Origin of the sequence: Enterococcus sp. DIV0240d (genome assembly GCF_051711245.1) — a bacterium.
Taxonomy (GTDB): Bacteria; Bacillota; Bacilli; order Lactobacillales; family Enterococcaceae; genus Enterococcus_D; species Enterococcus_D casseliflavus.
Genome location: NZ_JBIOMG010000001.1, coordinates 2924431 through 2936953, shown reverse-complemented (window position 1 = coordinate 2936953; position 12523 = coordinate 2924431). Strand labels below are relative to the sequence as shown.

The window sequence follows — 12523 nt, the reverse complement described above, 5'->3', positions numbered from 1 at the left end:
GTATACTTTTTTTAGTTTTAAAAATGGAGGGGAAGTACGATGGCAAAAGAAATTACTGATAAAACTTTTTCAGAAGAAACCGATAAAGGCTTAGTCCTTATTGATTTTTGGGCAACTTGGTGTGGTCCATGTCGGATGCAAGCGCCGATCTTGGAACAATTAGCGAATGAATATGAGGAAGACGAATTGAAGATCGTGAAAATGGATGTGGATGAAAATCCTGAAACACCAGCTTCATTCGGGATCATGTCTATTCCAACTTTGTTGTTGAAAAAAGACGGCCAAGTCGTTGATAAAGCAATTGGGGTGCATACAAAAGATCAATTGAAAGCTTTAGTTGCGGAACATATGTAATAGAAGAAACGTTTTTGAAGCAATAGCCGAAAGTGGCTATTGCTTTTTTTATTTTGGGGACGTTTTTTTCAAATTTTCTATTAGGCAGTGGTATACTTAAAGTGGGGAGTGGCACTAAAAAATATCTTGTTAATATAGTAAGAAAGTGATACCAAAATAGGCTTAAAGGGGGAATAAAAATGAAAAAGTTGAAACGTGGGTTGCTTCAAGGCGTTGCGATTGTTGGGGTACTGGTCGCGCCCATCGTAGGAACGATCACACAAGTTTATGCAGCAAATGAAGGGGATCCGACAGCAGCGTCTGTCGCTGCGCAAGAGACGACGTCAGAAAGTTTTTCAGAAGCGAGCGCAGCATCATCTCAAGAGGCAAGTACAGAGAGTACAGAGTCAAGCACGGCAACTGAGTCTTCATCAACGTCTACCTCTTCATCAGAAACAACGTCAAGTACTAGCACGGCTGCGACTGAGACCAGTCAGACCGAGACCACACAAGATTCATCTACTCAATCGACGGAAGAATCTTCTGAAGAACCAGACCTAGGGATCATTGATGTTGAATCAATTGCAGATAACAACCAATATGTAAAAATCAATCCGGTTGCAGCAGCCAATCCTGAAACGCAAAACATCCTTTACTGTTTTGAGAAGGATCAATTGATCGAGCAAGGAACGATCAATGAATTAGCTGGCAAGGTATACCGTAGTGTCAAACGGTATCAAGGTGCCGATAAGCGGACCTATCTTGAAATTCGTGACGATCAAAAGGTTGTCGGTGTCGTAGCAGAAGCAGCAGTGAAAGTTGCCAGCGGAACCTTCAAAACCGAGAAAAAATATGCAACCGTTACAAGTGCGAAAGAACCGCTTTGGCAAGATGTGTTTTTAGATAAAAAAACGAGTACTTCTTCAAGCATTGTTGGTCAAACCTTTGAAATCAAAGAAGTATTCACGACGAATAATAACGTGATATATTACGCATTGTATTCAAATAAAAATGTTCTCATCGGTTGGATAAAAGCTACCGGCGTTAAGTTAGCGACATCACCTGGGGGTGTATGGCAGTCTGAATCAAAGTATGCCACGATCATCAGCGGAAATTATACGCTATGGCAAAATTTTCATTGGACAGCGAAAAAAGGAACGACAGCCTCTCTAAATGGAAAAACAGTCAAAGTTACTGGGAAATATCGCCACTTGAATGGGTCGACATACTATTCTCTTTATACAAATAACAACAAATGGCTAGGCTATATCAATGCCTCGGGTGTCAAATTAACGACTGATGCGCAAGGCGCCTATCAGTCCTACGGGAAATATGTGACATTGACCAAGAAAAATTACACGATTTGGGGCAATTTTCGCTGGTCGAGTAAGAAAAACACTACCACGAAATTAGCGGGAAAAACCTATCTTGCCAAAGGAAGATACAACCATGTCAATGGCGGTGTCTACTTGTCCCTTTATGATGCGAATGGCAAGTGGATCGGCTACTTAAATGGCAATGCAGCAACGGTTGCCAACAATCAAGGGGGCACTTGGCAAAGTGAAAAACGCACAGTCCGCCTAAAAAGTAAGAATTATACCTTATGGCAAGATTTAGCTTTTGCGAAGAAAAAAGGCAGTAGTGCGAATTACATGAACAAGAATATCCAAGTTACTGGGAAGTATCAACATTTCAACGGCTCCACCTACTACTCCCTCTATCTCAACAACAAATGGTTAGGCTACATCAATGCAAGTGGGGTGACCAAAGCCCATACGATCACTTCTCAAAGCAACATTAGCCGCTATGTGGTCGTCAAGAATGGGGATGGCAATTTCTTTGAAAAAGCCGATCCAAATAGTGCCAAACTTGGGAAAAAGAGTGCCTACAAAGGCTATATGGCACAAGCGACCAAACTAGCAAAAACGAGTGATGGCAATTACTTGTATCTCGTTTCGCCAGCTGGTCGAATCGGTTGGGTCAAGGAAAATCAAACCACAAATGTAAATAGCAACTTTTGGATGTATACTACAGGAGGGAAATATCCTTCATTAAACGTTAAAAACTTAAACATTGAAGTATCTATCAGCAAACAGCGGGTCTACATCAAATCAGGAAATAAAGTGATTTATACGATGCTTTGCTCGACCGGTGCCTTCAATACGCCAACACCTTTAGGGAATTTCCGTATCCAAGCAGAAAAAGGCTTAGCTTTTTCAGGAGCCGCTTACTACCGTTCCTTTAAAGACCACGGCGTCTATTTATTCCATACGATCCCAACGAGCATTGCTTGGTCCACTAATGCTTTTAGTTCTGTTGAAGGACGAAAATTAGGCACTCGGGCTTCTCATGGCTGCATTCGTTTAGCAGTCCCAGATGCCAAATGGTTTTACTATAACATCCCTTATAATACGCCTGTCAAAATTGCTAACTAATGTTCAAAAAGTCGTTTCCCTTAGTGGAGACGGCTTTTATTTTTCAAAAAAAGATTGACGCTGGTTATATCATTCGATAATATATCATTAAGTGATATAGCTAGTGGGACGGAGGAATCAAATGGATGAGGCATTGACAGATTCAACCTATTTGATTTTATTAGCGCTTTTAAAGCCGAAACATGGGTATCTCATCATGAAACAGATCCATGAGCTGAGCCAAGGGACGTTTGAGATTGGTCCCGCAACGATGTATACGATTTTAAAGAAGCTGACGAAAAAGGGGTGGATCGATTTAGAGGAGAGCGTTGACCGAAAAAAAATCTATCAGATTACACCAGAAGGAAGACAAGTTCTGGAGAAAGATATTCAACGGCGCAAATTATTTTATCAAATCGGAGAACAGGTTTTCGAAGCGTTAGGGGGAGAGCAAGATGGGCATCAATAAGAAATACCTTCTTTCACTTGGTGTAGCCTATTACCCAGAAAAGGAAATGGTTCGTCTGCAAAAACAAGCGTCGTTAGGGTGGCACTTTGTGAAGATGAATCGGTTAGGGTTTTTGAAGTTTATCAAAGGAGACCCAGAAACGACCAAATATGCAGTAGACTTTTTCGAAGGAGAGCCCTCTGAGATCGTTGATTACTTAGCGATGTATCAAGCAGGAGGCTGGACTTATATCAGCAATTATAAAGATCGCTATTTTTATTTTAAAGCGTCTCCTGACACACCAGCGATTTTCAGTGACCAAGAAAGCTATCAAGAACGGATCGATAATGAAACACGGTATTTAATGAAAAAATCGATTCTGCTTTCGGTGATCAGTTTAGTGATATTAGCAGCAATTTATTTTCTGATCCGTTATTTCAATATTCGCACAAATCCATTTTGGTCCTTTGGACTAGGATTGATTACGGGGCTGGTGTTTATCCCGATTGGGGTAGGATTGACCACGATCCTGATGAAATTCTTATATAAAAATCGAGCAAGTTATTACAATGAACCAGAGAAACTGGCGAAGCGTCAACGAGTGATCCGCGATACCGTCATCCTGATGTTTGTCGGAGCGATCATTGGCGCCGTTATCGGCTTTTTCTTTAGTGATATATTTTATTAGATAGGGAAGGTGAGCATGTGTTAGAAGCAAAACAATTAGTAAAAACATTTGGCGATTATACAGCAGTCGATCAATTGTCCTTTACCATCAATGATGGACAGATCATGGGCTTGATTGGTCAAAATGGTGCTGGTAAAACGACGACATTCCGATTGATCTTGGATTTCTTGAAAGCTGATCAAGGGGAAGTATTATGGGATGGCCATAAAATTAGTGAAAAAGAATACAATATTATCGGCTATCTGCCAGAAGAACGCGGCTTGTTTCCAAAAGTAACGATTGAAGATCAATTGATCTATTTCGCGCGGTTACGAGGCAAGAAGAAAGAAGACATCGTACCAAAAATCGACTATTGGATGGACAAATTTAAAGTCAAAGGCAAGAAAACCGATAAAGTCAAATCGCTATCAAAAGGAAATCAGCAAAAAGTTCAGCTGATCTCAACGTTGATCCATGAACCAAAATTGGTGATTTTAGATGAGCCATTTAGTGGGTTAGACCCCGTCAATGCAGAACTGTTGAAAAATGGGATCATTGAACTGAAAAAAAATGGCTCATGTGTCATTTTCTCCAGTCATAATATGGATAATGTGGAAAAAATCTGCGATCACTTGATTATGCTGCGGGATGGTCAAACCGTCTTAAACGGAAAAGTTCATGAAATTCGTGAATCCTTTGGGCGGACGAAAGTCTATTTAGAATCCAACTTGACGAAAGAACAGCTCTTGGCAGTGGCAGGTGTCGAGGAAGTTCTTGCCAGAGAAGATGGCAGCTATGATATTACGATTGCTGATCCTGCAGTAGGAAAAACCTTATTTGATTTAGCAACGGCGGATGGTTATATCCCTATGTTCAATCAACAACCGCCAACGTTAGAAGAAATCTTTAAGCGGAAGGCGGGAAAAATAAATGAGTAAGTTTTGGGTAATCGCATTAGATGTTTATAAAAAAAATATCAAATCAATTTCGTTTTTGATTATGATTCTCGTGCCATTTATTGCAACGGGGGCATTTTATCTCATTGGTTATTTTGCTGATGGTATGAACAGTGTCGACAAAATTGCCGTTTATGCGAATGAACCAGCCATTGCGCAGACCTTTGTGGACCAAAGCGGCGATGATTTTGAATTTGAAATTGTTGACAGCGAAGAACAAGGGCAGCAACAGATGGCAGACAAAGATGCTGATGCTTTGTTACTTATTACTGCTTCTGGGGATACGCTGCAAGGGGAATTATTAAGCGAGTCCTCGATGGGGCAAGCTTTAGAGCTGACGATCCAACAGTTATTGACGGGTTTGCAGTCTTCCTATAGAGCTAGTGAGCTTGGCTTGACTGCTGAGCAAGTGGCAGTCCTTAGTGAAATCGCACCGCTTGATCGTCAAAAAGTTTCCTTCGGTGAAGATGGCGAAATGACTTATGGGGAAGACAATACCGCGATGCAATCACTAGTAAGTATGATCGCAACAATCATCCTCTTTTTCTTTATCATTACTTACGCACAGATCATTGCACAAGAGATTGCCTCTGAAAAAGGCACACGCATCATGGAAGTCATTTTGTCTAGTACCCGGGCGCAAATCCATTACTATGCCAAATTGACTGGTGTAATCATGGTTGCAGCGACCCAGCTAGTTGCTTATGTTGCGATTTTTGGTGGGAGCTATTTCTGGATCAAGGATAACCCAATGGTAAAAGACTTGTTGGCAAACTTTTCGACAGATGGCATTTTTGGTCCCTTCCTGGTGTTTGCGATCGTTTTCGTCTTCTTAGGAATTTTGATCTACTCGGTCTTATCAGCCCTTTGCGGGTCGTTAGTGAACAAAGCAGAAGATACGGCGAAAGCCATCATTCCAGTAACGTATCTTTCATTAGGCGGGTATATGCTTGGAATCGTGCTAGGCGGTATGGATCCTCATAACGTGGTCTTGCGAGTAACTTCCTATGTACCATTTTTATCTTCCTTCATTATGCCAGTACGGCTTGCTAATGATACAGTGGGTATCGGCGGTGCATTGATTTCAGTAGGGATCCTTGCTGTTACCACAATTGTCCTGATGCTGGTTTCTGCAAAAATGTACAAATCAAATGTCTTGATCTATAACGACAATGGCATTTTAGCAACGTTGAAACAATCACTAGTGTTAATGAAAAACGAGAAATAAGCAAAACGCCCGATCCTTTTCGTGATCGGGCGTTTTTTATTCGCTAAAATCTAGAAAACAAGGGGCAAGCCTTTAGAATTCCTGCACAAAAAAGTTGAAGATCGATTGCTCAGAAGACAGCTTGTAAGCGGCTAGCTCAGGATGCCACTGAATGCCTAAGATCGGTGCGCCATAGGCGGTGGATTCAATGGCTTCAACGACACCATCAGGAGCGGTGGCAATCACGTTGAAATCATCCGCAACGGTTTTGACTGCTTGGTGATGAAAAGAATTGACGTGATAGGTTGTGCCTAAAAGAGCAGCCAAACGACTGTCTGCCTTGATTTTTACCCGATGTGTAGGGAATTGAAAGAACGTCAGCAATTGCACGTGTTTGATCGTTGGGTGATCGATCAAAGAGAGATCTTGGTACAAACTCCCGCCAAATGCGACATTGAGTAACTGCATGCCGCGGCAGATTCCAAAGATCGGTTTGTTTTGAGCCACTGCTTCTTTGATCAATGCCAATTCAAAGACATCACGATCAGGATGAATGCCTTGAATCAAGGGATGAGGGTCTTCGCCATAGTGAACAGGGGAGACATCATGACCACCGGCTAACAAGAGTTTATCGATTTTGCTGATGTAAGTCGCAGCATCTCCCACGACACCCATTGGTAATAATAGGGGGATGCCTTGGGCTTGTTGGATATGGGTCACAAAATTTTTGGGTGTATAGGACAACCAATGTTCTGCTTCTTCAATCATTGGTCGTTCATTAGCAGCGATGCCGATAATAGGCTTCATTTGATCAAACCTTTCTACTAGTAAATGGATCGAAAAAGAAAAAAGGACACGAGGTCCTTTTTTCGATCACCTTCGCTTTATTTTTCGCGAATAACTTCGATTTTGTAGCCATCAGGATCTTTCACAAAATAGTAAGAAGGAGAAGTTCCTGGGAGTCCTTTCAGATCAGTGACATCAAATCCAGCCGCTTGGTGCTTCTCATGAAGCGCTTCTAGATCATCGGTACTGATGGCGATATGGCCATAGCCGTCGCCTAACTCATAGCCAGGATGGTCATAGTTATAGGTCAACTCTAGCTCGTAATCATCACCAGGCAAAGTTAAGTAAACCAAAGTAAATTTATGTTCAGGAAAATCACGACGGCGAGATTCTTCAAAACCAAAGGCAGTTTGATAAAAATCTAGAGAAGCCGTTAAGTCTTTGACGCGGACACATGTGTGAGCCATTTTCATGGGTAAATCATCCTTTCGATCTTGATAGTTGTATGATAACATATTTTCTCTTTTTGTAACGAATAAAAGACAACCGAGCATTATTTCCAGCTTGTCCAGACTATTGGCATAGGGTAAAATGGAAAGAAAGTGTTGGTGGAGGGAATCATGCCAGAAAAGGAAATTGTGTTCGGGGAAAAAGAAGCGGGGAAACCATACAAATCAAGATATGGGGCGTATGTCGTTCTTCCAAACGAAAAAAATGAAGTGATCTTGGTGCAAGCACCCAACGGCGCATACTTTTTGCCCGGTGGTGAAATTGAGCCAAATGAGAGCAAAGAAGAAGCGATCCAACGAGAATTGATTGAAGAACTTGGATTTGAAGGGGAGATCGCTGAGTATCTAGGGGAGGCAGTTGAATACTTCTATTCGCGCCATCGCGATACATTTTACCATCACCCGGGCTATTTCTATTTAATGACACAGTGGAAAAAAGTTTGCGAACCGACAGAAGAAACCAATCAATTGTCTTGGCACACGCCAGAAGAAGCGATCCAACGATTGAAACGCGGCAGCCATAAATGGGCAGTTGAACAGTGGTTGGCAAAATAAAAAAGTCAGGTTTCCGATAAAAAGGAAACCTGACTTTTTTTGCACTTAGTTATTTGTTAAAACATACTTGTTGATCACTTCTGCTACACCGTCTTCTTCATTTGAAGCGGTGAGGACATCTGCGGCATTTTTCACGTTTTCAGTAGCATTGGCCATCGCCACACCGATACCAGCATATTCCACCATGGTTAAATCATTTTCATTATCGCCGATCGCCATGACTTCTTCTTGTTTGATGCCTAAGTGCTCCGCCAATTTTTTGACAGCAGCTCCTTTATGGGCTTGTTTATTTAGGACTTCCAAGAAGTATGGAGCACTTTTAACCACATTGTAGTTGTCGGTCAAACTGCTCGGCAATTGTGGGATGATCTGATCCAGTATTGCGGGATCATCGATCATCATCATTTTGATGATATTCAAGTCAGCAGTCATTTCTTCTGGTGTCCGATATTTCAATGGCATGTTGACTAAGAAGGCTTCATAAATCGTGTAAGGACTGATATCGCGGTTAGCGGTATACATGGTATCCTCAGTTTCTACATGAAGGTGAACCCCTAATTTTCTCGCAGTCATCTCAACAAAGAGATAGTCATCTTGGGACAAGCCGAATTCAGAGATGATCTCTTGATTTTTGGTTTTTTGAACCAAAGAGCCATTGTAGGTAATCACGAAATCATTGTCCGTAAATAAGTCTAGTTCCTTCAATAAATCTTGGACACCAGTTAAAGGGCGTCCCGTACACAAAACGATGCGCACGCCTTGTGCTTCTGCGTCTTTTAATGCTTTGTAAACTGCTGGAGTGATCTTGCGGTCGTTGTTCAGCAGGGTGCCATCGATATCGATGGCGATCAGTTTGATACTCATAAGTTCCTCCTAGTGGCTTGGTTTGATCAAAGCACCATTGCGAATGTGCTTGGCAAACTCTTGATACGTCTCTCCAAATAAATCATAGTGATTTTGGATGTTGGGGTCAATCATTTCTTTTGGAAAATAAAAGCGTTGGTCACCTTGGGTTTGTCCCGCTAAGGCTGCAACAAGTTGACTGGCTTGGGATAATTCTACAAGGGAACCATCTTTTTCCTGTAATTCGATCTGTGTCCGATGCTTACCAGAAGTTGGTCGATAAAAATCATAAGGCAGATCGAAGCTTGAATTGATGGCAGTATAGTAGCGGGGATTGAAGCCGACTTTTTCCACCAGTCCCTGCATTTCTTCAATCATCGGCAACTGTGTCTCATCGTCAAAGCGAGCGGATTTTAGCGGTTTACGATTTAAGAACCGCTTGGCTAAATCGCTGAGGATCGGATCATTCTCTTCCGTCCATTGGGTAAAGTAGGTATTCAACACGCCATCGTCGAGTTTCAAGTATTCATCTAAAGTGAATTCTTGTTTTAAAAACGGGAGAAGCAGTTGCGAATGGCTTTGAAACATTTCCTGATCCACTTGATAAAGTTCTGCAGCACGATCCAGCAAATGGGCTAAGATCACTTCCATCCCTCGAGAACTCGCATGGAAATAAACTTGCACATACATTTGGTAACGACTGACGATGTAGTCCTCCACAGCGTGCATGCCATTCATAGAAAAAGCAATACCGCCTTCGTACGGACGAATCACTCGTAAAATTCTGGTCAGATCAAACGTGCCATATTCAGTGCCGGTAAAATAAGCATCGCGCAGCAAGTAGTCCATCCGATCAGCATCGATTTGACTGGAAATCATTTGAACGACTTGGGGATTTGGATAGGTTTTAGTGATGACACTTGCCACTTTCTCAGGAAATCCAGCTTCCACTCGGTTCAATATCTGATGAACTTCCGTTTCAGGAGAAGTGATGATCGCCACTGTGATGGCTTCATGATCCGTATGAAAAATATGCTCAAAGGTGTGGGAGTATGGACCATGGCCCACATCATGAAGCAATGCTGCACACAAGGTCACTAAACGCTCCTTATCATCCCAGCCGTTCGGTCCAACTTTTTCAATCGAATAATTGCGTTGGAAAATATCGCAAATGCGGCGGCTGATTTCATAAACCCCCAAGGAGTGAGAAAAGCGGCTGTGTTCTGCTCCGTGAAAGGTGAAAGAAGCAGTCCCTAGTTGTTTGATTCGTCGCAAACGCTGCACTTCTTTGGAATTGATCAAGTCTAAAATCACTTGGTGCTGCACATGGACATAGTTATGAACAGGGTCACGAAACACTTTTTCTATCGCTAAGGTTTGATATTTATATGGTAGGCTCATCGCTAAACTCCTTTATTGGGTGATTTCGCTTTTCCATGCCAGCTAAGCGTTGCTGCATTTGTTCGCTAAGGTCATTTTCTGAAAGCCATTGATCCAGTGACTCAAGCGGATATAGGGATTGGTCTGTGATCAAGAAAAGCAGGGCTTTTTGCAAGCGGTCAATCACCTCTTGTGTGGTAAACTTACGGCCGAGAGCCGCTTCTAAAGTGGTCATGCTCGCAGGATTGACGGCTGGATAGCCATCCGGACCAAAGCGCTCTTTTAAACCTGCTTGGTAAAAACGACGAACGAGAGAGCCGCGGGCTGGTTGGTCGCCATTGATGCTCAGATACATCATGACAGCCACGCCGTCTTTGATCCGTCGTTGTGCTGTGCCAGCAATTTTTTTTCCGTCAATACTCAGGTCATAGGTGCCTGGGCAGTACGAGTCAGCAATTTCATAAGCCAAAATTGTCCGCTCAGGAAAGGCTGCTTGTAGCAATGTCGCCATCATTTCATAGGCTGCATCCGTAGTGGCAGCCAAATGTTTAGGGAAAATGAGAGAGACATTCAAAATACCGGCATCATTGATGACCCCAAGCCCGCCTGAGTTGCGGATGATCGAGGCATAGCCAGCTTCTTTCAAAACCTGCAGACCATCTATCAAAAAAGGCAGCCGGGTATCTTTCATTCCTAAAATCATCGTATCGGACAACTGCCAAAAATGACAATAAACTTGTTCCAGTTTGCCAGCAGCTTCGGTGGCAACATCGGTAAAAGCAAACGGCTCATAAGGATTGTGGATACGTGGTAAAGTTTGATCCATTATATAGATAGTCAAATCGGTTAAACTCCTTTAAAAATACCTGTTATCCTTATTATATACGATTCTTGGAAAATTACTTGGAGAAAAGAATGAAAACTTGCTTTTGTTTTCGCTTTTTTATTTTCAATGAAGAAATAGACCAAGGAGAATCAACTGAAATGATTGACAAACGAATGAAAAAAAGCAAGAATGAAACTGAAATCTTCAAAGGAGGCACACGTACATGCAAGAATTATCAAAAGGAATCCCAATCTCGATTCATTTAACAACCAATGTACGACAAGCAGGGGAAACAGAGAACTTTCTGTTTGATCTGCAAGGACAAGCAGTCAAGATCGGTGATACCTTATATATCCGTTACAAAGAGATCCAGCCAGACGGTACCGACGTTCCCGTCACGATGAAAATCATGCCAGACGGATTGATTCAATTGATTCGCTCAGGGGAAATGCGCATGCGCTTGAAATTTTCTTATAAGGAACGGTTAGAGACGAGCTACCAAACCCCGTATGGCTTGATGATGTTCCACACCTTCACCAATCACCTGCACGTTAGCTTGAAAGACCGTCCATATTCGGGAAAGATCGATATCGATTATGACTTGTTCATGGCTGCTGACAAAGTCGGCGAATACAAACTATCTTTAGAATTTACCGCTTGATCAAAGGGAAATTGAAAGAAAAAATTGCAATTTGAGGCGTAATTTTGTATGATTAGGAGTAGACTGTGAAAGGACGTGTCCCGTTTGGAAATTAATGTATTTGAAGGTGTAAATAAAAACGAATTGTCGATGATTGAAGTTGCCCATGCGATTTTAGAGCAGCGCGGTGACGTGATGGATTTTTCTGATTTGGTCAACCAAATTCAAAACTATCTTGAAACTTCAGACAGCGAGATTCGTGATTCATTGGCGCAGTTTTATACAGACTTGAATATCGACGGTAGTTTTATTTCTTTAGGCGACAATCGTTGGGGCTTACGTTCATGGTACGCCATTGATTCGATCGATGAAGAAGTCAACCATGGCATCGAAGACGAGGATGAAGATACACCACGTCGTCGCAAACGTAAAAAAGTCAATGCCTTTATCAACGATGATGAAGACGCAATCGATTATAACGATGATGATCCTGAGGATACTGATTTGTCAGATGACGAAGAAGATGATCTCTTTGATGATGATGATGACGAGGATGAAGAAATCTCGGCATACAATTCAGACTTGCAAGAAATCGGCGCCGACAATAGCACCGATGATGAAGAAGAATTACCTGACAGCATTGAGGAAGATCTCACCATTATCGATGACGATGATGAAGATGATTTTGCGGATGAAGAGGAAGAAGAGGAGTAATCCTCTTCTTTTTTTCGCCTTATGGCTGCAAGCAGCTTTTAATCGTTGAAGGACGAGTTCGCCTTCTTACATAGATACAAATAAAAAAGGAACCGCATCAGCGGTCCCTAAGTGCTTTTGAATTATTGATTTGAATCGAGTATACTTGTAACGAAAAGAAAAAACGCGCCTTGAGGGAATCGAACCCCCGTCTCAAGAACCGGAATCTTACGTGATATCCACTACACTAAAGGCGCGAAGCACAA

The 12523-nt window shown here is 42.1% G+C and carries 14 protein-coding genes and 1 tRNA gene; 9 read left to right on the top strand and 6 right to left on the bottom strand.

The genetic code is table 11. The features are described 5' to 3' along the window. Positions 1–39: 39 nt before the first annotated feature. The 6 genes from trxA (at position 40) to IGJ25_RS14130 (ending at position 6046) form a co-directional block, all read left to right on the top strand. Complete coding sequence (gene trxA / locus IGJ25_RS14155; protein ID WP_005228645.1) at positions 40–354, top strand: thioredoxin; 315 nt, start codon at positions 40–42, stop codon at positions 352–354. Between the two features lie 179 nt (positions 355–533). Further along, positions 534–2768, top strand: a complete 2235-nt coding sequence (locus tag IGJ25_RS14150; RefSeq protein WP_081116355.1) for a L,D-transpeptidase — start codon at positions 534–536, stop codon at positions 2766–2768. Positions 2769–2889: 121 nt separating this feature from the next. Beyond that, positions 2890–3216, top strand: a complete 327-nt coding sequence (locus IGJ25_RS14145; protein ID WP_015510192.1) for a PadR family transcriptional regulator — start codon at positions 2890–2892, stop codon at positions 3214–3216. Next, positions 3203–3883, top strand: a complete 681-nt coding sequence (locus IGJ25_RS14140) for a DUF2812 domain-containing protein (RefSeq protein ID WP_010749814.1) — start codon at positions 3203–3205, stop codon at positions 3881–3883. Before IGJ25_RS14145 ends, IGJ25_RS14140 begins: the two co-directional genes overlap by 14 nt. 17 nt (positions 3884–3900) lie before the next feature. Next, positions 3901–4800, top strand: coding sequence for an ABC transporter ATP-binding protein (locus IGJ25_RS14135; RefSeq protein WP_005228654.1), 900 nt, complete (start codon positions 3901–3903; stop codon positions 4798–4800). Next, the gene (locus tag IGJ25_RS14130; protein ID WP_225000571.1) at positions 4793–6046 is read left to right on the top strand and encodes an ABC transporter permease; all 1254 of its coding nucleotides are present in this window, start codon (positions 4793–4795) and stop codon (positions 6044–6046) included. Before IGJ25_RS14135 ends, IGJ25_RS14130 begins: the two co-directional genes overlap by 8 nt. Positions 6047–6118: 72 nt before the next feature. Here the strand turns inward: IGJ25_RS14130 and IGJ25_RS14125 are convergent, their stop codons facing one another. Next, positions 6119–6832 (bottom strand): gamma-glutamyl-gamma-aminobutyrate hydrolase family protein, encoded by a 714-nt coding sequence (locus IGJ25_RS14125; protein WP_438779416.1) that lies wholly within the window; start codon positions 6830–6832, stop codon positions 6119–6121. 77 nt (positions 6833–6909) lie between these two features. After that, entirely contained in the window at positions 6910–7284 is a 375-nt protein-coding gene (gene gloA, locus IGJ25_RS14120) for a lactoylglutathione lyase (RefSeq protein WP_005228659.1), read from the bottom strand. 147 nt (positions 7285–7431) lie between these two features. Here gloA and IGJ25_RS14115 point away from each other — a divergent pair, with 147 nt between their 5' ends. Beyond that, positions 7432–7875 carry an NUDIX hydrolase gene (locus IGJ25_RS14115; RefSeq protein ID WP_005228661.1) on the top strand — a complete coding sequence of 148 codons (444 nt, stop codon included), beginning with the start codon at positions 7432–7434 and terminating at the stop codon, positions 7873–7875. A 45-nt stretch (positions 7876–7920) separates the two neighbouring features. Here IGJ25_RS14115 and yidA read toward each other — a convergent pair whose 3' ends face one another. From yidA to IGJ25_RS14100, 3 genes are read right to left on the bottom strand one after another with little or no spacing between them, the layout of a single operon-like run. Then, positions 7921–8739 (bottom strand): sugar-phosphatase, encoded by an 819-nt coding sequence (gene yidA / locus IGJ25_RS14110; RefSeq protein ID WP_005228663.1) that lies wholly within the window; start codon positions 8737–8739, stop codon positions 7921–7923. Between the two features lie 9 nt (positions 8740–8748). Continuing rightward, a complete protein-coding gene (locus IGJ25_RS14105; RefSeq protein WP_010749809.1) occupies positions 8749–10119 on the bottom strand; it encodes an HD domain-containing protein in 1371 nt (456 codons plus the stop codon). Then, complete coding sequence (locus IGJ25_RS14100; protein ID WP_376716996.1) at positions 10103–10924, bottom strand: lipoate--protein ligase family protein; 822 nt, start codon at positions 10922–10924, stop codon at positions 10103–10105. The genes IGJ25_RS14105 and IGJ25_RS14100 overlap by 17 nt, the downstream gene beginning before the upstream one ends. A gap of 223 nt (positions 10925–11147) precedes the next feature. On the opposite strand from IGJ25_RS14100, the gene IGJ25_RS14095 reads away from it, so the two are divergent. Further along, positions 11148–11585, top strand: a complete 438-nt coding sequence (locus IGJ25_RS14095; RefSeq protein WP_005228669.1) for a DUF1934 domain-containing protein — start codon at positions 11148–11150, stop codon at positions 11583–11585. An 84-nt stretch (positions 11586–11669) separates the two neighbouring features. Next, the gene (gene rpoE / locus IGJ25_RS14090; RefSeq protein WP_005234347.1) at positions 11670–12278 is read left to right on the top strand and encodes a DNA-directed RNA polymerase subunit delta; all 609 of its coding nucleotides are present in this window, start codon (positions 11670–11672) and stop codon (positions 12276–12278) included. A 164-nt stretch (positions 12279–12442) separates the two neighbouring features. Here rpoE and IGJ25_RS14085 read toward each other — a convergent pair. Next, positions 12443–12514: transfer RNA gene (locus tag IGJ25_RS14085), tRNA-Arg, on the bottom strand. Between the last annotated feature and the right edge of the window lie 9 nt (positions 12515–12523).

Coding starts and splice junctions, on each gene's coding strand:
- trxA (WP_005228645.1), top strand. CDS start 40: ATGGCAAAAGAAATTACTGATAAAACTTTTTCAGAAGAAACCGATAAA.
- IGJ25_RS14150 (WP_081116355.1), top strand. CDS start 534: ATGAAAAAGTTGAAACGTGGGTTGCTTCAAGGCGTTGCGATTGTTGGG.
- IGJ25_RS14145 (WP_015510192.1), top strand. CDS start 2,890: ATGGATGAGGCATTGACAGATTCAACCTATTTGATTTTATTAGCGCTT.
- IGJ25_RS14140 (WP_010749814.1), top strand. CDS start 3,203: ATGGGCATCAATAAGAAATACCTTCTTTCACTTGGTGTAGCCTATTAC.
- IGJ25_RS14130 (WP_225000571.1), top strand. CDS start 4,793: ATGAGTAAGTTTTGGGTAATCGCATTAGATGTTTATAAAAAAAATATC.
- IGJ25_RS14125 (WP_438779416.1), bottom strand. CDS start 6,832: ATGAAGCCTATTATCGGCATCGCTGCTAATGAACGACCAATGATTGAA.
- gloA (WP_005228659.1), bottom strand. CDS start 7,284: ATGAAAATGGCTCACACATGTGTCCGCGTCAAAGACTTAACGGCTTCT.
- IGJ25_RS14115 (WP_005228661.1), top strand. CDS start 7,432: ATGCCAGAAAAGGAAATTGTGTTCGGGGAAAAAGAAGCGGGGAAACCA.
- yidA (WP_005228663.1), bottom strand. CDS start 8,739: ATGAGTATCAAACTGATCGCCATCGATATCGATGGCACCCTGCTGAAC.
- IGJ25_RS14105 (WP_010749809.1), bottom strand. CDS start 10,119: ATGAGCCTACCATATAAATATCAAACCTTAGCGATAGAAAAAGTGTTT.
- IGJ25_RS14100 (WP_376716996.1), bottom strand. CDS start 10,924: ATGGATCAAACTTTACCACGTATCCACAATCCTTATGAGCCGTTTGCT.
- IGJ25_RS14095 (WP_005228669.1), top strand. CDS start 11,148: ATGCAAGAATTATCAAAAGGAATCCCAATCTCGATTCATTTAACAACC.